Origin of the sequence: Carnobacterium sp. CP1 (genome assembly GCF_001483965.1) — a bacterium.
Classification (GTDB): domain Bacteria; phylum Bacillota; class Bacilli; order Lactobacillales; family Carnobacteriaceae; genus Carnobacterium_A; species Carnobacterium_A antarcticum.
The window spans coordinates 2,243,532-2,265,457 of the sequence record NZ_CP010796.1 but is presented as its reverse complement, the minus strand read 5'-3'; the positions used below and the strand labels follow the sequence as shown (position 1 = coordinate 2,265,457).

At 39.5% G+C, this 21,926-nt stretch carries 19 protein-coding genes and 1 tRNA gene; 1 reads left to right on the top strand and 19 read right to left on the bottom strand.

Annotated elements, in window-relative coordinates; translation table 11 throughout:
• Window positions 1–45 precede the first annotated feature (45 nt).
• The 10 genes from eno to NY10_RS10650 all read right to left on the bottom strand — a co-directional run bounded on the left by eno (window position 46) and on the right by NY10_RS10650 (window position 11,103).
• Window positions 46–1,344 (bottom strand): phosphopyruvate hydratase, encoded by a 1,299-nt coding sequence (eno, locus tag NY10_RS10695; RefSeq protein WP_058919938.1) that lies wholly within the window; start codon window positions 1,342–1,344, stop codon window positions 46–48.
• Window positions 1,345–1,927: 583 nt separating this feature from the next.
• Window positions 1,928–3,457 (bottom strand): 2,3-bisphosphoglycerate-independent phosphoglycerate mutase, encoded by a 1,530-nt coding sequence (gpmI, locus tag NY10_RS10690; protein WP_058919937.1) that lies wholly within the window; start codon window positions 3,455–3,457, stop codon window positions 1,928–1,930.
• On the bottom strand, window positions 3,457–4,212 hold the full coding sequence (gene tpiA / locus NY10_RS10685; RefSeq protein ID WP_058919936.1) for a triose-phosphate isomerase: 756 nt from the start codon (window positions 4,210–4,212) through the stop codon (window positions 3,457–3,459). Before tpiA ends, gpmI begins: the two co-directional genes overlap by 1 nt.
• Window positions 4,213–4,247: 35 nt before the next feature.
• The gene (locus tag NY10_RS10680; protein WP_058919935.1) at window positions 4,248–5,435 is read right to left on the bottom strand and encodes a phosphoglycerate kinase; all 1,188 of its coding nucleotides are present in this window, start codon (window positions 5,433–5,435) and stop codon (window positions 4,248–4,250) included.
• 109 nt (window positions 5,436–5,544) lie between these two features.
• The gene (gene gap / locus NY10_RS10675; RefSeq protein ID WP_058919934.1) at window positions 5,545–6,552 is read right to left on the bottom strand and encodes a type I glyceraldehyde-3-phosphate dehydrogenase; all 1,008 of its coding nucleotides are present in this window, start codon (window positions 6,550–6,552) and stop codon (window positions 5,545–5,547) included.
• 40 nt (window positions 6,553–6,592) lie between these two features.
• Entirely contained in the window at window positions 6,593–7,630 is a 1,038-nt protein-coding gene (locus tag NY10_RS10670) for a sugar-binding transcriptional regulator (RefSeq protein ID WP_058919933.1), read from the bottom strand.
• Between the two features lie 392 nt (window positions 7,631–8,022).
• Complete coding sequence (locus NY10_RS10665; protein ID WP_058919932.1) at window positions 8,023–8,565, bottom strand: DsbA family protein; 543 nt, start codon at window positions 8,563–8,565, stop codon at window positions 8,023–8,025.
• A 144-nt stretch (window positions 8,566–8,709) separates the two neighbouring features.
• Complete coding sequence (clpP, locus tag NY10_RS10660; RefSeq protein WP_058919931.1) at window positions 8,710–9,306, bottom strand: ATP-dependent Clp endopeptidase proteolytic subunit ClpP; 597 nt, start codon at window positions 9,304–9,306, stop codon at window positions 8,710–8,712.
• A 234-nt stretch (window positions 9,307–9,540) separates the two neighbouring features.
• A complete protein-coding gene (locus tag NY10_RS10655) occupies window positions 9,541–10,527 on the bottom strand; it encodes a tRNA dihydrouridine synthase (RefSeq protein WP_058919930.1) in 987 nt (328 codons plus the stop codon).
• Window positions 10,528–11,031: 504 nt separating this feature from the next.
• Window positions 11,032–11,103: transfer RNA gene (locus NY10_RS10650), tRNA-Arg, on the bottom strand.
• A 138-nt stretch (window positions 11,104–11,241) separates the two neighbouring features.
• Between NY10_RS10650 and rpoN the strand changes: the two genes are divergently transcribed.
• A complete protein-coding gene (rpoN, locus tag NY10_RS10645) occupies window positions 11,242–12,609 on the top strand; it encodes an RNA polymerase factor sigma-54 (RefSeq protein ID WP_058919929.1) in 1,368 nt (455 codons plus the stop codon).
• A gap of 64 nt (window positions 12,610–12,673) precedes the next feature.
• On the opposite strand, the gene whiA is transcribed toward rpoN, so the two are convergent.
• From whiA to ppaX, 9 genes are all read right to left on the bottom strand, one after another.
• On the bottom strand, window positions 12,674–13,627 hold the full coding sequence (gene whiA / locus NY10_RS10640) for a DNA-binding protein WhiA (RefSeq protein WP_058919928.1): 954 nt from the start codon (window positions 13,625–13,627) through the stop codon (window positions 12,674–12,676).
• Between the two features lie 59 nt (window positions 13,628–13,686).
• Complete coding sequence (gene mgfK / locus NY10_RS10635; RefSeq protein WP_058919927.1) at window positions 13,687–14,700, bottom strand: gluconeogenesis morphogenetic factor MgfK; 1,014 nt, start codon at window positions 14,698–14,700, stop codon at window positions 13,687–13,689.
• Window positions 14,697–15,584 (bottom strand): RNase adapter RapZ, encoded by an 888-nt coding sequence (gene rapZ / locus NY10_RS10630; protein ID WP_058919926.1) that lies wholly within the window; start codon window positions 15,582–15,584, stop codon window positions 14,697–14,699. The genes mgfK and rapZ overlap by 4 nt, the downstream gene beginning before the upstream one ends.
• 172 nt (window positions 15,585–15,756) lie before the next feature.
• Complete coding sequence (locus NY10_RS10625; RefSeq protein ID WP_058919925.1) at window positions 15,757–17,484, bottom strand: phospho-sugar mutase; 1,728 nt, start codon at window positions 17,482–17,484, stop codon at window positions 15,757–15,759.
• 145 nt (window positions 17,485–17,629) lie between these two features.
• A complete protein-coding gene (gene trxB / locus NY10_RS10620) occupies window positions 17,630–18,592 on the bottom strand; it encodes a thioredoxin-disulfide reductase (RefSeq protein WP_058919924.1) in 963 nt (320 codons plus the stop codon).
• Window positions 18,593–18,691: 99 nt separating this feature from the next.
• On the bottom strand, window positions 18,692–19,123 hold the full coding sequence (locus NY10_RS10615; protein WP_058919923.1) for a tetratricopeptide repeat protein: 432 nt from the start codon (window positions 19,121–19,123) through the stop codon (window positions 18,692–18,694).
• Between the two features lie 145 nt (window positions 19,124–19,268).
• Entirely contained in the window at window positions 19,269–20,189 is a 921-nt protein-coding gene (gene galU / locus NY10_RS10610; protein WP_058919922.1) for a UTP--glucose-1-phosphate uridylyltransferase GalU, read from the bottom strand.
• Between the two features lie 38 nt (window positions 20,190–20,227).
• Window positions 20,228–21,235, bottom strand: a complete 1,008-nt coding sequence (locus NY10_RS10605) for an NAD(P)H-dependent glycerol-3-phosphate dehydrogenase (RefSeq protein ID WP_058919921.1) — start codon at window positions 21,233–21,235, stop codon at window positions 20,228–20,230.
• 22 nt (window positions 21,236–21,257) lie between these two features.
• The gene (gene ppaX, locus NY10_RS10600) at window positions 21,258–21,923 is read right to left on the bottom strand and encodes a pyrophosphatase PpaX (RefSeq protein WP_058919920.1); all 666 of its coding nucleotides are present in this window, start codon (window positions 21,921–21,923) and stop codon (window positions 21,258–21,260) included.
• Between the last annotated feature and the right edge of the window lie 3 nt (window positions 21,924–21,926).

Genomic DNA, 21,926 nt, shown 5'->3' with positions numbered 1-21,926 from the left:
GTCCGAGTAGCAGTGCAGTTTGATTCTATTTTTTACATTAGTTGCTTATTTGTTTTTTAAGTTGTAGAAAGCTTTTTTGCCTTCGTATACAGCTAAGTCGCCTAATTGGTCTTCAATACGTAACAATTGGTTGTATTTAGCAATACGGTCCGTACGTGATAGAGAACCAGTTTTGATTTGTCCAGCATTTGTTGCAACAGAGATATCAGAAATTGTTGAATCTTCTGTTTCACCAGAACGGTGAGAAATAACAGCTGTATAACCAGCTTTTTTAGCCATTTCAATAGCGTCAAAAGTTTCAGTCAATGTACCAATTTGGTTAACTTTGATTAGGATTGAGTTAGCTACTCCCATATCAATTGCTTTAGCTAATTTTTCAGTGTTTGTAACGAACAAGTCATCACCAACGATTTGAACTTTATCACCTAAAACATCAGTTAATTTTTTAGTACCTTCCCAGTCATTTTCGTCTAAAGCATCTTCAATAGACACGATTGGGTATTTTGCAACTAAGTCTTCATAAATTTTAATCATTTCTTCAGCTGTTTTTTCGCCTTCGCCTGAATCAGCTAGGTCATAAACACCTTTTTCTTTATTGTAGAATTCAGAAGAAGCAGCATCCATAGCAAGAAGAACATCTTCACCAGGTTTGTAGCCAGCTTTTTTGATTGCTTCAATGATAACTTCGAAGCCTTCTTCGTTTGATCCTAGGTTAGGAGCGAATCCACCTTCATCACCAACAGAAGTTGTTAAGCCTTTAGATTTCAAGATACCAGCTAATGCATGGAATATTTCTGTTCCCATACGTAGGCCTTCTTTAAATGTTGGAGCTCCAACAGGCATAATCATGAATTCTTGGAAATCGATACTGTTGTCAGCATGTGATCCGCCATTGATGATGTTCATCATTGGAGTTGGCAATACTTTAGCATTGAATCCGCCTAAGTATTGGTATAAAGGAAGATCTAAATAATCAGCAGCTGCACGTGCAACAGCGATAGAAACACCTAAAATTGCGTTTGCTCCCAATTTAGCTTTGTTTGGAGTACCGTCTAATTCGATCATCGTTCTGTCGATCGCCATTTGATCACGTACGTCAAAACCAAGGATAGCTTCTGCAATTACCTTGTTTACGTTGTCAACAGCTTTTAAAACACCTTTTCCAAGGTAACGATCTTTGTCTCCGTCACGTAATTCGATAGCTTCGTGTTCACCAGTTGAAGCTCCTGATGGAACCATTCCGCGACCAAATGCTCCGCTTTCTGTATAAACTTCTACTTCGATTGTTGGGTTTCCGCGTGAGTCTAAAACTTCACGTGCTAAAATATCTGTAATAAATGGCATTTTTATTTCTCTCCTTTGAGTTTCAATAATTTTTACCTAGAGCGTAATTGCCCATAGGCTTATTCTAGTCAAGTTTTTTCTGAGATGCAATGTTTTTCTACCCATTCACATTTATTCCCCATCTTCTTATAAAATGTTCATTCAACTCTATTAAAAACAACCCATCAATAAACTGCAGCTTATTCGATTAGTTTTTTAATACAGTCTACCGTGAATGATACGTTTCATAAAAACTTATTTGCGCAAATAAGTTAGCCGAAAATGGATGAATTAACGTTAAAACAGGTAAATTCCATTACTTTTATTTCAAGACCTTTAGGATGTTCAGCGTTCTTCGCATCCTTTAGTTGAGCTGCGAACGCTAGGCATTCGGAAAAAAGATGAAATTATCCTCAAGGCTTTTAGCCTTTTGCGGGAATTCCCCTATTTTTCTGTCATGCCTGTACAGCGTTCTCCGCATCCTTTAGTTGAGCTGCGCGGCTCAGACACTTGGCAATTTAGATGATTTCCAGCAATGCACAGTATGCTCTTGCTCGTAAATCCCTAAAATTGCTGTGTGTCTACCAGAGCCGCTCCACATCCTTTACTTTTGGATGAGGCTTTCGCCGGTCATTTCTGCTGGTTTTTCAACATTTAATAAATCTAACATTGTTGGTGCAATATCTGCTAAACGTCCGCCTTCACGTAAGGTAACGTCTTTTTTCGTTACAATTACAGGAACCGGAACAGTTGTATGAGCAGTATGAGGATTTCCTTCAGGTGTGATCATTGTATCCGCGTTTCCATGGTCAGCGAAAATGATTGCATAGCCGCCTTTGGCAATAATCGCATCCACTACACGTCCTAAGTTTTCATCAACTGCTTCAATAGCTTTTATTGTAGGTTCCAACATGCCAGAATGCCCAACCATATCCGGGTTTGCAAAGTTCAAGATAATGGCATCAGATTTATCTGCTTCAATATCTGCAACTAATGCATCCGTTACTTCATAAGCGCTCATTTCTGGTTGCAAATCGTATGTTTCCACTTTTGGTGATGGAATTAGAATACGATTTTCTCCAGGAAACTCTTCGTTCCGGCCACCATTCATAAAGAAAGTGACATGCGGATACTTTTCAGTTTCTGCAATCCGAAGTTGAGTTAACCCTTTATCTGAAAGAACTTCACCAATCACATTTTTCATTTCGATCGGTTCAAAAGCCACAGCTGCTTTAATGCTTGGGTTATAAAGCGTCATCGTCACAAATTTCACATTTTTAGCGCGTGTTCCGCGGTCAAAGTGTTCCCATTCGTCGTCTGTAAATGCATTCGATAATTGAATAGCACGGTCAGGACGGAAGTTAAAGAAGATGATAGAGTCATTGTCTTCAACTGTTCCGACTGCTTTGCCATCTTTTTCGATTACCGTTGGCAAGACAAACTCGTCAAATTTTTCTGATGCATAGCTAGCTTTAACAGCTTCCAATGCATCTGTTGCTTTTACGCCTTCGCCATGGACAATTGCGTTATAAGCTTTTTCAACTCGTTCCCAACGTTTATCACGGTCCATTGCATAGAATCGACCAGAAACCGTAGCGATTTCGCCAATTCCGATTTCTTTTATAGCCTTTTCTAACTGCTCAATGTACCCTGCTCCTGAATTAGGGGCTACGTCTCGTCCATCAAGAAAAGCATGGATATAGACATTTGCGACTCCTTTTTCTTTGGCTGTTTTTAACAATGAAATCAAATGGTTTAAATGGCTGTGTACGCCCCCATCCGATAAAAGACCAAACAAATGTAGGTTTGCATGATTTTCAATCGCTTGATTCATTGCGTCGCTCAAAGCTGGATTCGATTGAAATTCGCCTTCTTCAATGGCTTTATCAATACGAGTCAAACTTTGGTAGACGATACGGCCTGCTCCAATGTTTGTGTGTCCAACTTCAGAGTTCCCCATTTGACCTGCTGGAAGACCAACATCCAAACCAGAAGCTTTTAATTGACTATGTGGATAAGTTGCCATGTAGCGGTCAAAATTAGGCTTTTTAGCTTGTGCTACAGCATTGCCCATTACTTCATTGCGCCATCCAAATCCGTCAAGAATAACGATGGCTACTGGTGTTTTGCTCATTATTTAATAGCCTCCAATAATGCTAAGAATGATTCTGTTTCTAAGCTTGCGCCTCCTACTAAAGCTCCATCAATATCCGATTGAGCCATGTATTCCGCGATGTTTTCAGGTTTGACACTACCGCCATATTGGATACGAACTGCGTCAGCAGCTTCTTGAGAAACTTCTTCAGCGATCGTTTGACGAACAACAGCACAAGTATCATTGGCGTCTTTAGACGTAGATGATTTTCCAGTTCCAATTGCCCAAATAGGTTCATAAGCAAGAACTGATTGAGCTACTTGTTCTTCAGTCAATCCTTTGATTGCAGCTTTGATTTGTCCGCTTACCCATTCATTTGTTTGTCCAGCTTCACGCTGTTCTAACGTTTCGCCACAACAAATGATTGGAGTCATTCCGTTGTTAAAGATAGCATGAGCTTTTTTGTTGATGTCTTCGTCTGTTTCATGGAAATATTCACGGCGTTCAGAGTGTCCAATAATAACGTAATCTACTCCGATATCGTTTAAAGCTGCTGGACTAGTTTCCCCAGTGAATGCTCCGGAATTTTCAAAGTAGCTGTTTTGAGCAGCGATTTTTAAATCTGTTCCTTTTGCTGCGTTCACTAACTCTTGTAAGAATAAAGTTGGTGCTCCCACAACTGAATCCACCACATCTGGTGAAGGGATATTTGCTTTGACTGCTTCAACAAAAGCCAATGCTTCTGAAGCAGTTTTGTTCATTTTCCAGTTACCTGCAATAATTGGTTTACGCATAAAGAATAACTTCCTTTCATTGACTCAAAATAAACTTATTTTTCAGAAATTGATGCTACTCCTGGTAGTTCTTTGCCTTCTAGGTATTCTAGAGAAGCTCCGCCACCAGTTGAAATATGAGTGAATTGATCTGCAAATCCTAATTCCATAGCTGCTGCTGCAGAATCTCCGCCGCCGATGATGGTTGTTGCATCGGTTAAGCTAGCGATTGCTTCACAAACACCGATTGTGCCTTTAGCGTAGTTCGACATTTCGAATACACCCATTGGTCCGTTCCATACAACTGTTTTAGCACCTTTTAATTCGTTGGTGAATAATTCAATTGTTTTCGGTCCGATGTCAAGCCCCATTTGGTCGCTTGGAACGGCACCTTCATGGATTTCATTTGGTACGTCATTGCTAAACTCTTGAGCTGTTACTGAATCGACTGGCAAAATTAATTTATCGCCGCCTTTTTCAATTAAGCTCTTAGCTAATTCGATTTTATCTTCTTCAACTAATGATTTACCAATTTCAATTCCTTTAGCTGCATAGAATGTGTAGGTCATTCCGCCGCCGATTAGAACTTTATCAGCTTTATCTAACAAGTTTTCAATAACACCGATTTTGTCGCTTACTTTTGCGCCACCTAAGATAGCTACAAAAGGACGTTTTGGTTCGTCAACTGCACCGCCGATGAATTTAATTTCTTTTTCCATCAAGAAGCCAGCAGCTGATTCAAGATTTGAAGCGATGCCTACGTTTGAAGCATGAGCACGGTGAGCCGTACCAAAAGCATCGTTTACAAATACATCGCCTAAGCTAGCCCAGTACTTGCCAAGTTCAGCATCATTTTTGCTTTCTTTCTTCCCGTCGACATCTTCAAAACGAGTGTTTTCAAAGACTAATACATCTCCAGCATTTAAGTTAGCGATGGCATCTTCTAATTCTTTTCCTCGCGTTTCAGGTACGAAAGTAACGTCTTTGCCAAGCAATTCGCTTAGACGTTCTGCAACCGGACGCAAACTTTTGCCCTCTTTGTCTTCTTCTGTTTTCACTTTACCCAAGTGAGAGAAAAGAATCACTTTTCCGCCTTGTTCAATAATGTATTGAATGGTCGGTAACGCAGCTTGGATACGGTTGTCGTTCGTGATTTTTCCGTCTTTCATCGGAACATTAAAGTCGGCACGAACTAAAACTTTTTTATCTTTCAACTCTAAATCAGTTACTACTTTTTTTACCATTGAGAGATCCTCCTCAATTTCAATTTTCTAATCAAAAAAGAAAAGCGGGGAAGCGCGCTGCTCCCCGCTTAACACAAGATTCTAAATTAGCTGTTCTGTTCTTTAGCTATTAGTGGCTTAATTTAGCAAAATATTCTAAAGTACGAACTAATTGTGCAGTGTATGACATTTCGTTGTCATACCAAGCAACAGTTTTAACTAATTGTTTGTCGCCAATTGTAAGAACTTTAGTTTGAGTTGCATCATATAATGATCCAAAAGTCATACCTAAAATATCAGAAGAAACGATTGGGTCTTCAGTGTAACCGTAAGATTCGTCAGCAGCTGCTTTCATTGCTGCATCTACTTCTTCAACAGTAACTGTTTTGTCTAAAACAGTTACTAATTCAGTTAATGAACCAGCTGGTACAGGCACACGTTGTGCTGCTCCATCTAATTTACCTTTTAATTCAGGGATAACTTCACCGATTGCTTTAGCAGCACCAGTTGTGTTAGGAATGATGTTTTCTGCTGCAGCACGTGCACGACGGAAGTCGCCTTTTGGATGTGGAGCATCTAATGTGTTTTGGTCACCAGTGTAAGCGTGAATAGTTGTCATCAATCCTTGAACGATACCATATTTGTCGTTTAACACTTTAGCCATAGGAGCTAAACAGTTAGTTGTACATGAAGCTCCAGAGATAACTGTTTCAGAACCATCAAGAGTTTCGTGGTTTACGTTGTAAACGATTGTTTTCATGTCGCCAGTTGCAGGTGCAGAGATAACAACTTTCTTAGCTCCAGCTTTCAAGTGCAATTCAGCTTTTTCTTGAGTTGTGAAGAAACCAGTACATTCTAGAACGATTTCTACGCCAAGCTCTCCCCATGGAAGTTCTTCTGGGTTACGGTTGCTTAAGATTTTTACGTCTTTGCCGTTAACTGTGAATGCATCGTCTTTAACTTCTACTTCTCCGTTGAAACGTCCTTGAGTTGTATCGTATTTCAACAAGTGAGCTAACATGTTAGCATCTGTTAAGTCGTTGATTGCTACTACTTCAATACCTTCTACTTCTTGGATACGGCGGAAAGCAAGACGTCCAATACGTCCAAAACCATTAATACCTACTTTAACTGTCATAAATAAATTTCCTCCTTTAGGAATCGTGAAAATTTTTATTTTAAAGGGTTATCCCTTTTAAAATCTGATTGGCGGCACCTTCATCTGTGATCAACCACGTCTGAGCAGGTGCTTTTTTCATATAAGCTTCAATTGCGTTGGCCTTAGATCGTCCACCGGCAATCGCGATCACACTTGAAACGTGCGAAAGATCTTTTGACTGCATGCCAATACGAGGAATTTTATAAACTACTTCTCCCGCTTGGTTGTAGAACTCTCCAAAAGCTTCACCAACTGCTGCTTTTTCTTTAATCAGAGCTAGAGCTTCTTGGCTCATTCCTCTGCGTTCTGCCATGTGCATGGCATCTCCGATACCATAAAGCACACAATTAGCACGTTCGACCAGATCCAATGTTTTTTTGATCTCTGGTTCTTGCAATAGCGGTTTGTATGTTTCTTCGCTCACCTGTTCCGGTACATAAAGAACACGATTTGCGCCTCCCGCTTTTTTAGCCATTTGGGCGCTGACAGCATTCGCTTGAATGTTGACCGATTCGCCCAGACCGCCTCTGGCTGGCACAAATATTAGTTCGCGATGATAAGAAAGACTCTCATTCATATGGTTAGCAACTTCAGCCATAGTTGTACCGCCCATGACTGCTATGATGTTGTCCCCTTCAGGTAGCAAGAATTTCAATGAATCCATTGTTGCTCGTCCTAGTTCTTCTTGAACCTTGGCTTGCTCATCTACGTCTCCTGAGACGATGATGCAATGTTCTATTTGAAAATAAATAGCTAATTGATTTTCTTTTTCTCGCATCCCTAATAGTTGCCCCATCATTTGGTCCAGTTCCCGGTATACTAATTCACCGTTCGCGGTTAGCTGCATACCCAGCTTGGATGTTTGAATCAAGTTTTGCTTTTTTAAAGCATCTACTTCCGTTCTCAATACACGCTCAGTAATATTCAATTTACCGGCCAACACTCTGCGGCCCACTGGACCTGCTAAATAAATGTTGCGTAAAATTTGATATCGTTCTCTCAGCGTGTCCATGATATCCGGTGCTACTTTTTCGATAATAGACAATACATCTTGCATGAGCAACCTCTTCCTAGCTGGACGTTTAACGACCACGTAAGTCGTTTAGCGACCCTTACTACCTAAAAAAACAAGAGATCTAAGCAAAACAAGACATTCAGTTAACTGTATGTTTTATTCTTGTTATCCTTAACAGCATGTAAAAACATCCTGCATTCATCTCTTACATCCTCTATTTTACCATTTCACAATCTAACTTTCAACTATAAAGGTTAAATCCTTATGAAACATCCGATTCTTTCTATATATGACGTTTTTTTGTCTTTTTAGAGTTAATTTAGCTCTTAAAAGCTGAAAACAGCGAAAGTTTATCTTTTACTTCCGCTGTTCGTTCCTATTTCTGAACAAAAAATACATAGCCAGTTTCTTTTCTGATTATTATTTTTTACTTTTTATTTGGTTGTTTCGTTTAAAGCTGTTTCAATTAAATCAGTCAATTCATCTGATGTGATGTGTTCATCAAAAATAGCTTCTCCGATAAAAACAGAAGGAACAAGCACAACATTAGCCCGGCCAGCTTCTTCAATGATGCCGTTGATTTCTTCTGTATTGGGTTGATGTGTCAATCCCCGTTTCTCTTCTACATATGCGGCAACTTCTTTTAATTCTTCTAGATCGCCCCATTCATCTTGCTTGTCATAGAAATAATCCATTTCTTCCAAAGCTTTCTCTGGATTCGAATAATCCAAATAATGATGAACAACGTTTCCTTTTGCCAAGCTTGGTTTTTCTTTATCAAAGTGCTTAATGATCCGTTGGACTTTTCCAGCTGCTACATAATATGCTAGAACATCTTTTGAATCTTCATACCATTTTTTACAGAATGGACAACGTAAATTAATAAATTCAATAACTTTTACTGGTGCATCAGGATTTCCAATTTTAAATCCATAAGTGGTGCCCACTTCGCTTGCTATGATATTGCTGATATCCATCAAAACTTCCCCCTTACCATTTGTAACCAATAGTATACATGTAAAACCCATGAAATGTTATTTTCCTGTTTGCTCTTTTTTTGGTTCTATCATTTTTCATCTAATAAAAAAAGCCAAAAGCCCTAAGGCTTCCGGCTTTCATTTTTATTGTTTTAATTCTGCGCTATTTTCCATAATTTCATCGATCAAACCATACGCTTTTGCATCTTCTGCAGACATGAAGTTATCACGATCCGTATCGCGTTCAATCACTTCAATTGGTTGTCCGGTGCGTTCAGATAAAATTTTGTTTAGGCGTTCACGCGTTTTTAAAATATGACGAGCAGCGATTTCGATTTCAGTCGCTTGTCCTTGTGCTCCTCCAAGAGGTTGGTGAATCATAATTTCAGCATTTGGCAAAGCAAACCGTTTGCCTTTTGCACCAGCAGTCAACAAGAAACTTCCCATTGAAGCAGCCATTCCCATTGCAATGGTTTGAACATCTGCTTTAATGAAGTTCATGGTGTCAAAAATCGCTAGTCCTGCTGTTACGCTTCCACCTGGTGAGTTAACGTAAATAAAAATATCTTTTTCAGAATCTTGAGCATCCAAGAATAATAATTGAGCGATAACAGAGTTTGCTACATTATCATCGATTTGGCCACTCAGCATAATGATGCGGTCTTTCAATAAACGAGAATAAATATCATAAGCACGTTCGCCTCTTGGGGATTGTTCAATTACTGTAGGTACTAAATTCATATGTTGTTTCCTCCTCAAATCTTTACTTCTTTTTTATTGTAACATAAACTTTTTAAATCTTACTATGTTATAGTTTACCCCTTTGGTCAACAAAGGTCAAATAGTTTGTTTCATTTTTAAAAAAAAAAAAACGATTAGATTTTTCATCTAATCGTCACAAGAATGTCCCTTGAGGACTTTAATTCCAATAGTCCATTTTCGGTTGAGTGCTTTAAACGACTGGAGAATTTTCTGCTATTTCCCTACAATATCCTTATTTTTTTCTTCAAAAGCATCTAGTAAGGCCCGCGCTTCATTTGTTGTTTCTGTTTCCATTAACTGCACTCTTAAATCACTCGCTCCGCGAATACCGCGCACATATATCTTAAAAAAGCGACGAAGAGGTCTAAACGAACGTGGTTCTTCTTCCTTAGCAGAATAATGATCAAAAAGATCCAAATGCAATCTGAATAAGTCCAGCAATTCTTTGCTGCTATGTTCTTTCGGCTCTTTTTCAAATGCATAAGGGTTGTGAAAAACACCTCTTCCGATCATAACTCCATCCACACCATATTCCTCAACTAGTTTCAAACCTGTTTCACGATCTGGAATGTCTCCATTAATCGTCAAAAGGGTCTGCGGTGCAATCTCGTCACGCAATTTTTTGATCTCTGAAATCAGTTCCCAATGAGCATTCCCTTTACTCATTTCTTTTCGTGTGCGCAAATGGATAGAAAGATTGGCAATATCTTGTTCCAAAACATGTGTCAGCCAATCGCGCCATTCATCGATGTTTATATATCCAAGCCGAGTCTTGACACTTACCGGCAATCCTCCTGCTTTTGCTGCTTGGATTAAATCTGCAGCAACTTGGGAACGGCGGATAAGGCCGCTGCCTTTCCCTTTTCCTGCTACATTGGGTACTGGACAACCCATATTGATATCGATTCCGCTGAAACCTTCTTCGGCCATACCGATACTCATTTTCCGGAAATATTCGGCTTCATCTCCCCATATATGAGCGACCATGGGCTGTTCATCTTCCGTAAACGTTAACCGTCCACGAACACTATTACGTCCTTCGGGATGACAATAGCTAACGGTATTTGTAAACTCTGTAAAAAACACATCCGGTCTGCCAGCTTCACTCACTACATGCCGAAACACAACATCCGTCACATCTTCCATTGGTGCCAATATAAAAAACGGCCGCGGCAAATCTTGCCAAAAATTCTCTTTCATCTTCAATAACCGATCCTTCCGTAACGGGATACCAGGTCATACCTTCATCCCAAATTAAAACTGCATAAACTGTTTAACATCTCAATGGTAATTTTTCAACATCTGGAATTATACCTCTATTTGTGAAATCAGTCCACTTCGATTTATCTAGTTGCTCTACCTTTTATTTCCGCTTCTTTCAAGACTTGTCTTAATAAAAAATGCTTGGTCAAATCGTGTTGACAACTCTTAAGCAAAAAATGGGTTGTCAGAGAGAACCTTCCTATCTAACAACGTGCCCTCCTCTTTAAAGACGATAATAAGATAGTGCTAGTCTATAAGAGGCAATCTTTTCACTTACCAAGACCACTATGATAGAACTTAATAAAAAAGATCCGAAAATCGTAAGTGTTTTTACGAAATCCGGGTCTGAACGGTGCCTGTTTATTTTAGTTAGCGGCTGGTTTTTCTAAAGCCTTTCAAACCATCCGACAAATTTAATCGGACGTAACAGAACGTGCTATATGCCCCCTGAGGGAATCGAACCCCCATTTCAAGAATCGGAATCTTACGTGATATCCATTACACTAAGGGGACTTCTTAAAATTACCAACTATTACAGTGTATCTGATAACTGGTAAAAAAACAAGGCATTTTTACGGGTCATAAGATTCGACTAGCCCTTTATGTTATAATAAAGTCAGAAAAAAAGGTTTTTAACAAGGAGGTCACCGCATGAATTTCGAACAATCCTTTACACAGCAACAAAACCAAGTTCAAAAAATGGCTATGACTCAACAACTCCAACAATCCATTCAAATGCTGCAATACAATCAAGAAGATTTATTAACTTTTTTAAACCAGAAAGCTTTGGGAAATCCTTTAATTGAAATTACTTTTCCACAAGAGCGCCCAGCTGAGAAATTGTCAGCTGCTGATTATGCGAGTACGATACCCCATAACCGAGACGATGAAGAATTAAACTTTATGAATCAAATTCCGGATACTTATTTATCTTTATTCGAATACCTGACTGAACAAATCCATTTAACGATGAGAGAAACTTATCTAAGAGAATTGGTGTTGTGGTTAACAGAATACTTAGATACCAATGGTTACTTGACGATTTCATTAGAAGAAGCTGCTCAGTTAACGCAAGCACAAGAATTGCAGCTCTTAGACGCCTTGACTTTGCTTCAACAATTGGAGCCAGCAGGCGTAGGCGCCAGAAACTTACAGGAATGTTTGCTGCTTCAAATAGAGCGTGATGAAACAGCTCCTAATATGGCTTACCTCCTCCTTGAAGAAGAATTTGAACTCTTCGCCACTCGTAAATGGAAGGAGATCACTCGTAAACTGGACATCTCATTAAATGAAATTCAAATCATCTCAGATTTTGTTCAAACCTTGTCGCCTTATCCAGGCGCTTTGTTCAATGGTGAAACTGAACAGTACCTTAAACCGGATTTATTTGTCAAAATCGAATCCGATGATTTAAAAGTTATCTCTATTAAGACAGGTTTGCCCGTTATTTCTTTTCAAAAAGATTACTACCACGATATGATGCAAGTAAAAGACCAAGACGTCACTAAATTTATGAAAGACAAGTACGCTGAATATGAATGGCTCAAACGCAGTCTAGTACAGCGCGGCGACACGATTTTGCGAGTCGGAACGGCCATTGTCGAAAAACAAAAGAGCTTTTTCTTGATGCCGGAACACCCGATTCAGCCTCTGACTTTAAAAGATATCGCATTAGAATTGGATATTCACGAATCAACTGTCAGTCGATCGGTCAATGGAAAATATTTAGAAACGGCTTTCGGTGTCTTTGAATTAAAGCACTTTTTTACAAATGCTTTAAATCTAACAAAAACAAATCAATCGCCGACAACTGAAGATCCAGCAACGGTTTCTGCTGAACAAGTCAAGCAAAAACTGACTGAGCTGATTGAAACAGAAAACAAACAAAAACCACTATCCGATCAAAAGCTAGTGGACCTTTTAACAGCAGAAGGTGTTGAGATTTCTCGAAGAACCATCGCTAAATACCGCGATGCTCTATTTATCCCACCCTCTTCTAAACGCAAACGATTCGAATAAATCGAGCAAAAAACGCCAGATACTTTTAAAAGTGTCTGGCGTTTTTCATATGCTTTTAAATGAATTACTTTTGATTGGCGGTCATTGCATTCTGAGTACGCAATTTTTCCGCGATTTCATTTATTTTCCGCAGTCGATGATTGATACCCGATTTGCTGATTTGTCCGCTAGGAATCATTTCCCCTAATTCTTTCAGGGTAACTTCTGGTGATTTCAACCGAATCAAAGCAATTTCTTGTAACTTATCCGGCAATTTATCTAAACCCATCGTTTCTTCGATGTATTGAATACTCTCAATTTGTTTACCGGCTGCATCAATTGTTTTATTTAGATTTGCATTTTCACAGTTCACTAGGCGATTGACTGAATTGCGCATATCTCGGACGATCCGAACATCTTCAAATTTCAGCATACCGCTTGTGGCGCCTGTCAAAGCTAAAAAGTCAGCGATTTTTTCGCCCTCTTTCAAATAAGTAATGTACCCGTTGCGCCTCTCTAACGTTCGTGCATTCATTTCAAAATAATTCATCATTTGGCAAATATCGTCATTGTGTTCCGCATAGTTAGAATAAATTTCTAAATGGTAACGGCTGGTTTCAGGATTGTTGACTGACCCGCCTGCTAAAAAAGCTCCTCTTAAATACGAACGCATTTTTTGCGAACTCATCATAATTTCTTCTGGAACATGACTATGCAACGTCATGCCATCCATAATGGAAAGATCAGATAAAACTTTTTGTGTGCCTTTCTTTAACCGCACGATATAGACATTGTTTTTTTTCAACTTCATTTTCCGACGCACTAATAATTCACTTTCAACGTCAAAATGATCTTTCAATAGTACATAGATCCTTCTCGCAATAGCTGCGTTTTCTGTTTGCACGTTAAGAACAAACTTTTTATTAACTAAGTTGACTGTGCCATTCATTCGAATCAATGCTGCTAGTTCTGCCCGCGCATGTTCACGGTGCACTTCTAATTGAGTCAATTCTTTTTTTACTTCTGAAGCATAAGACAACTTTACCGCCCCCCCTTCTTCCCTTTGATCACCCTAGGTTCCCTCCGAGTCAAATAATCTTAAATTTTTGCAAAACGAACTCGGTTGCTTTCGTAAGCCAACTTGAAGAGCTCTTCTACAACTTTATCTCCATTATGAAAGACTCCTTCGTCTCTCAATTTGAGGAAGCCATTCGAGATAACACGAGGTACTTCTTCACTTAACCCCTTAAAATCATGAGCTACTTGTACTAAGTATTCATCGTACCGTTCGCGGTTCATGTAGTCTTCCGGTACGTGCTCCGTATTGACAAGTACCGTATCAATGAATTTTTTTTCTAAGTGTTTGTGTAAAACGGATACGTGATCAGCATCACTAAAGTTTTCAGTTTCGCCCAGTTGAGTCATGATATTACAAATATAAACTACTTCAGCACTTGTTTCCGTTACAGCCTTACCTAAATCCCCAATCATTAAATTGGGCAAAATGCTGGTGAATAAGCTTCCTGGTCCTAAAACTACTAAATCAGCATCGCGAATGGCCGAAAGCACTTTACGAGAGGCTTTGACTTCATGATCTTCATTGATCGGTGTTACAAAGACACGTTCAATTTTTTTGCTTTCTTTCGCGATTTTCGATTCGCCTGAAACTTGTGTTCCATCTTCAAAAATAGCATGCAAAATCAACGCTTCTTCAGCAGCAGGATAAACGTGTCCGTCAACCCCCATCATTTTAGACAACAACTGAATCGCTTCAAAAATACTGCCGCGCATTTCTGCCATCGCTGCAATGATTAAATTGCCGATAGAATGCCCAGCTAAAAAGTGGTCATTCGTATCAAAACGATATTGAAAAATGTCTTTCTGCAGGTGAGGAATATTAGACAAAGAGAGCAATACGTTACGAATATCGCCCGGCGGCACCACGTTGGCGTAATTACGCAATGAACCGCTGCTGCCTCCGTCGTCCGCTACAGTCACGATCGCTGTTACTTCTGCGTGTTTCGCTTTTAACCCTTGTAAGATAACGGGAAGGCCGGTCCCTCCCCCAATCACCACGATCTTAGGTCTTCTGCCTTTTTTTTCGTTCATCATGAGCGATTGACCGTTTCTTTCGTTTTATCTTTGTCTCGGTGGGTAATATGGACCGGGTACCCATCTGATTCAATTTTGTGACCAATCCGTTCTGATAAAGCTACTGAACGGTGTTTTCCACCTGTACAGCCGATGGCAATCGTCACATTGTTTTTTCCTTCTTTTTTATAACCAGGCAAAATACAATCCAGCAAATCTGTAAATTTGCGGTAAAACACTTCTGTTTCCGGCTGTTTCATGACGTAATCATAAACAGGTTCGTCTATGCCGGTTAAAGGCCGCAAATCATCCACATAATGCGGATTTGGTAAAAAGCGAACGTCCATTACCACATCTGCGTCAATTGGCAATCCGTATTTAAAACCAAATGAAATCAATTCTACTCGGAAAAGTTCAGCATCGCCTTTTTTGAACGTTGCATGTATTTCTTCTCTCAATTGACGTGGTGAAAGATCAGTAGTATTGATTACTTTTTGGGCACGTCCTTTAATGTCTTTCAATAGTTCGCGTTCTTTTTTGATACCTTCTAAAACACGATCGTTCATTGCTAATGGATGTGTCCGACGAGTTTCTTTGTACCGAGAAACCAGTTCTTCATCGTTTGCTTCTAAAAATAAAATTTTTGTTGTAATAAGAGTTGTATTGTCCATACTTTCTAATGCAGTCATAATTTCATCAAAAAAAGCGCGTGCGCGTAAATCGATCACTAACGCGATTTTTGTTAGTTTTCCAGATTCTCTGACTAATTCCCAAAATTTCGGCAATAAGCTTGGCGGCATGTTGTCCACACAAAAATAGCCCATATCTTCAAAACTTTGCATCGCAACTGTTTTTCCAGCGCCGCTCATTCCTGTAATAATCACCAATTGTAAATTTTCTACCATTTTTGGCACTCCCCTTTGAGGTTTCTATCTCTTAAGCCATCTTCTTATTATAACATTCCGGGCGTGTCGTGTATAGTGAAGTTTGGCTTTCTTCCTATTTTGCCATCTAAAAAAAGTGAACCAAAAGAATTAACTTTTGATTCACTTTCGCTCATTTCTATTTAAGCAGCTTTTAGTCTGCCAAGAGTTCCTTGATGTCTGCTTCAAAATCAAGCAACTTCCGGTCTGTTTCTAAAGCTGAGTCGGCCTGAGTTCCGATATAAAATTTGATTTTCGGTTCTGTACCAGATGGACGAATTGCAATCCAACTGCCATCCACCATTTTATATTTCAAAACATTTGCAGCCGGCATAGCAATCGTTTCAACTACACCATCTTGATTGGTCCGTTCGCTCGTTTCAAAATCTTCTACCGTTTCTACGCCAATACCAGCGAATTCTTTAGGAGCATTTTCGCGGAATTTCGCCATCAATGCTTTGATTTTTCCAGCTCCTTCGATTCCTTCCATTGTAATAGAAATCGTTTTTTCTTTATAATGTCCAAATTCGTGGAAAATATCTTGCAAGCCGTCGTACAAAGTCTTGCCTTGTTCTTTATAATAAGCAGCGACTTCAGCAATCAGCACCAATGCTTGAATAGCATCTTTGTCGCGGACAAAAGGTTTGATCAAATAGCCGTAACTCTCTTCAAACCCAAATAAAAAGGTATGGCTATTGTCTGTTTCGTATTGTTTTATTTTTTCTGCAATGAATTTAAAGCCAGTCAATACATCAACCATACCAATTCCAAAATGTTCGGCGATGGCTGTCGGCAGCTCACTGGAAACAATCGATTTCAAAACAACACCATTAGCTGTCAGCCTTCCTGCTTCTTTCTTAGCTTTCAGTAAGTAATACAACATCAAGCTGGCGATTTGATTTCCGGTCAATACTTCATAATTGCCAACGCTTGTTTTAACAGCAATGCCTAAACGGTCTGCATCAGGATCAGTCGCGACTAAAACGTCGGCATCGATTTCTTTTCCTAAACGCAGCGCGTACTCAAAAGCACCGGGTTCTTCAGGGTTCGGCGATTTAACGGTTGAGAAATTCGGATCAGCAACAGCTTGTTCCGGCACAACTGTAATGGCTTCAAATCCAGCATTTTTTAATGCCCGTTCTCCAAGCATTTGTCCTGTTCCATGAAGCGGTGTAAAGACAAGTTTCATTTTTGTACTCATCCGTTTAACCAGCTCTGGGTTGACGGTCACTTCTTTGACTTGGTCCAGATACAATTGATCGATGTTTTCCCCGATCATTGTCAATAATCCTGAGGCTTTCAGTTCTTCTTCAGAAAGCACTTTGATGGTTAAACTGTTTTCGACACTACGGACGTACTCAGTTAACGCATCCGCTTCTTTAGGCGGCATTTGACCGCCATCTTCTCCATATACTTTGTAGCCATTATAAGCTGCTGGGTTATGGCTGGCAGTGATCATGATGCCCGCGTAAGCATTTAAGTGACGTACCGCAAAAGATAATTCCGGTGTCGGACGCAAGCTTTCAAAAACGAATGCTGGAATGCCGTGCGCTCCTAAAGTTTTTGCTGCTTCCATAGCAAATTCTGGCGATTGGTGTCTTGAATCATAAGCAATAGCTACTCCGCGTTTCTTTGCTTCTTCTCCTAAACTATCCATAAATAAAGCTAATCCTTCTGTAGCTTGTCGAACAGTGTATTGATTCATTCGGTTGATTCCTACGCCAATGATTCCCCGCATTCCTGCTGTGCCAAATTCAAGCGGCGCATAAAAAGCATCTTCTAACGTATCGGAGTCATCCTTCAAAGCTTCCAGCTCAGCTTTTAATGTTGGTTCTAACGGTTCATATGTTTTCCAAATTTCGTATGTTTGTTTCCATGTCATTTTAGATCATCCTTTACGTTTAATGATTTCGTTTTCTTAGTTGCTCTTTTAGAGTATACCATTTTTTTTATTTTCTTTCATCAAATCGCAATCAAAAAGCCAAGAAGTCCTTTGTATAGCAAAGGGCTTCCTGGCTTTTCAGACTTTATTTAATTGCTTTTTCTGCTGCTAACGTTTCATTTAACCGTTCAATATAGTGAAAAGCGTTGTCTCCGGCTATACTGCCGTCGCCTACTGCAGTCGCTACTTGACGCAAAGGCGTCAAACGAACATCTCCAACAGCGAAAATTCCTGGTACCGCAGTTTCCATGCGGCCATCTGTGATGATCCAACCTTCATCATCTGTGATGCCTAAATTTCTGAAATTAGCTGTATTCGGCAAAATCCCTACATAAATGAACGTTCCAGCTGTTTCAACTTCGCGTTCTTCTCCTGTTAAAGTGTCTTTGATTTTTACACCTTTCACAGACATGTCATCGCCATAAATCTCTTCAACCACAGCGTTCCAAATAAAATCAACTTTTTCATTGTTAAATGCTCGATCTTGTAAGATTTTTTGAGCTCTTAATTCATCACGGCGGTGAATGATCGTGACTTTCTCAGCGAATTGAGTTAAATAAGTTCCTTCTTCAACTGCTGAATCTCCGCCTCCGACGACCACTAAGTTTTTATTGCGGAAGAATGCTCCATCACAAACAGCACAGTAAGAAACGCCGCGTCCATTGTATTCACTCTCGCCAGCCACATCTAATTTGCGGTGCTCAGCCCCAGTAGCAATAATGACAGTTTTAGCTTTGTATTCTTTTTTACCGGCAATGACGGTTTTATACTCCCGTCCATCGATAATCTCTTTTACATCGCCATAAACATGTTCAGCTCCAAATTGTTTTGAACCTTCATACATTTTTTCAGAAAGATCCGGACCTGTGATGCTGTTGAATCCTGGATAGTTTTCAATTTCAGCTGTATTGATCATTTGTCCTCCCGGAACACCGCGCTCCAGCATTAATGTGCTTAAATTGGATCGAGAAGCATAGAGAGCTGCCGTCAATCCGGCTGGACCTGCTCCAATAATCATAACATCATATATTTTTTCTTCTGTTTGCATGTTAAATCTCCTTAAATTCATTTCTTACTGTCTACTTTATATCAAAAACGTCTTTTTTTCTACTTATTTGCTTACTAAATAAAAGTATTTGAACGAAATTTAAAAACCGTTCAGTTCTAGTTCAATCGTCTCTTTTAAATCCTCTGCTTCTTCTAAAAAATCGCCATCTGGTTCAAGTTCTAAATACAATACAACAAGTTCCAGTGCCGTTTCTAATTCATCAAGAAAAGCGTAGTTATTTGATTGAAAGTAATAAGCTTCTGGAAAAATATCGCCGCTTTTTTCAATCAATTCTTCTAATATGTCGATAGATTCAGTGAATTCACCTGTATGTTGATGGCAGATGGCTAACTGGCAAAGAGCAAAAACTTTTTCTTCCTCGTTTTTGCTTAATGTAGCTGCACGTAAGAGGTAAGTTTTAGCACGAGACATATCATTTTTCTGAAAAGCTTTGATTCCACGTTGAAAATAAAAATCACTGGTTGGATTAAATTGAATAATCGTAGCAGTTTTGTTTCGCCTATTTGCCATGTGCTTTCCCCGCTTTCTAGCAACTAATTTTGATAAATAAGTATACCATAACCCGCTCTTTTTTGATAGCCAAAAAAAAGAAACAGAGCACCGCCAGAAGCCGGCAGCTCTGTTTCTTTAAACCATCTTTTTTGCTTTCTTGCGGTTAATTTATTGCTTCTGTTTTTACATCAGCAGACTTAGCATCATCGTCTTCAAGTTTTTGTCCTAATTCAATAATGTACTCACGTAAAGCATCTTTAACTTCATTGTGTTTCAAACCATATTGAATGCTGGTTTTCAAGAAACCAAATTTATCGCCGACATCGTACCGCGTTCCTTTAAACTCATGCGCAAATACACGTTGAGTTTTATTCAATGTATCAATGGCATCGGTTAGTTGGATTTCTCCGCCAGCGCCTGGTTCTTGCTTTTCTAAAATTTCAAATATTTCTGGAGTCAGCAAGTAACGACCAATAATGGCTAAATCGCTTGGTGCGTCTTCCGGGTTTGGTTTTTCCACAAAACGGCGTACATTATAAGTCGTTTCATCGACTTGAGCTTCTGGATCAATGATTCCGTATTTAGAAGTATCTTCATGAGGCACTTTCATCACGGCAATGTTTGAAGCGTGGGTTTTGTCATAACCGTTGATCAATTGTTTTGTCAAAGGCACTTCATCTTCCATCAAGTCATCGCCCAGCATGACTACAAAAGGTTCATTTCCTACAAAAGCTTTTGCTTGTAAGACAGCATGTCCCAATCCTTTTGGATAAGACTGACGAACAAAGAACAAGTTTAAGCCGGTCGTTTCTTCAACCAATTCCAATAAAGCTAATTTATCTTTTGCTTTAAGGTTTTCTTCTAATTCAGGATTCGAGTCAAAGTGGTCTTCGATCGGTCGTTTGCTTTTTCCGGTAACGATCAAAATATCTTCAATTCCTGAATTGATGGCTTCTTCTACAATAAATTGAATCGTTGGTTTGTCTACGATCGGCAGCATTTCTTTTGCCATTGCTTTTGTTGCTGGTAAAAATCGTGTTCCTAAACCTGCAGCCGGGATGACTGCTTTACGTACTTTTTGCATATTTTTAATTCCTCCAATACGATAATAGCTTTTGGTCTTTAGTGACCTTCCGATTTTCCGCCTCGTGTCATCAAAGACACTACAGCTTCTTTTACATCTGCTTCATTATACAACACTTTATAAATTGCTGCAGTAATCGGCATCTCGATACCTTTTTCTTGAGCCAATTCATAAGCGGCTTTAGTGGTTGAGATTCCTTCAACAACCATTTCCATCTTATCTAGAACTTCTGCTACTGTTTTTCCTTGCCCTAGCAAATTGCCAGCTTGCCAGTTTCTTGAATGGATACTGGTGCAAGTGACGATCAAATCTCCAACCCCGCTGAGCCCTAAGAATGTAATGGGGTCTGCCCCAAAAGCTACTCCTAATCGGCTGATTTCAGCTAGCCCTCGTGTCATCAAAGCGGCCTTAGCATTGTCTCCATAGCCTAAACCGTGAAGTGCCCCAGCTCCCACAGCAATAATGTTTTTTAATGCTGCCCCTAGTTCCACTCCAACAATATCTTGATTGGTGTACACTCTAAAATAATCATTCATAAAGAGATCTTGTACAAATTCAGCCGATTCTTGATGGGTTGAAGCGGCTGTAATAGTGGTCAAATCTTTGACAGCTACTTCTTCAGCATGACTGGGACCAGATAAAGCTACAACAGCTGTGCGCTTATCAGTCGGAATTTCTTCTTCTAAAATAATGGAAATCCGTTTGTGCGTTTCTTGTTCTAATCCTTTACTAGCATGAATGATGATGGTCGGTTTTGTTAAATAAGCCGCTACATTTCGTGCTACTTCACGTATCGCTTTTGTGGGAACAACAAACAACACTGCATCTGCTTCTTCAAGCACCGATGCCAGATCTTGATACGCTTTGATTCGTTTCGAAAGGATCGTTTTAGGTAAGTACGCTTTATTCGTGTGTTGCTGATTGATTTCTGCTACTTGGCTCGCTTTATGGCTCCACAAACGAACCTCATGTCCATTTTCTTCAAGAACCATCGCTAAGGCCGTTCCCCAAGAACCTGCCCCGAGCACAGCAATTTTTTTTGCCATTGTTTTCCTATCTCCTTTACCTTCAGCTCTTTTCATTACCAACGAGCTGATGAGTCAAAACCAGTTCCGTTAATTCTTCCATTGTGTGCACAATAAAAGACGGAGCATATGGTGCTATTTCTTCCAACGTTTTTTCCGACCAGCCAACAAAAACACCTGGAATTCCAGCGTTCTTTGCGGACAGAATATCATGGAAGTTATCGCCGACCATAATCGTGGTTTCTTTACGGCAATTGAGCCGTGACATCGCTACAAGAATCGGCTCCGGGTCTGGTTTAGGATGAGTGTAATCCATTCCACCTACAACGGTATCGAATAATCCATCTAATCCCAACAATTTGATGCCTTTTAACAAGGTATCGTTTCGTTTTGTTGAAACAACACCCAACTGGATCCTGTTTTGTTTCAGTAATCTCAAACTATTTTGTACGCCGTCGAACAACGTTACCAATTCATCATGGTACAGTTCGTTAAATGCCCGGTATTTAGCTATCATAGTTTCTTTTTCAGCAAAATTGATGTTGCTGTAAATCAAATCCAAAGGCGGACCATTAAAAGCCCGGACTTTTTCTGCATCGTATTCTCCAGGATAATATTCTTCTAAAACCTCTAAATGAGAACGTCTGATCAATTCGTTCGTATCGGCTAATGTTCCATCAAAATCAAATAACACTGTTTCAATTTTCACTAC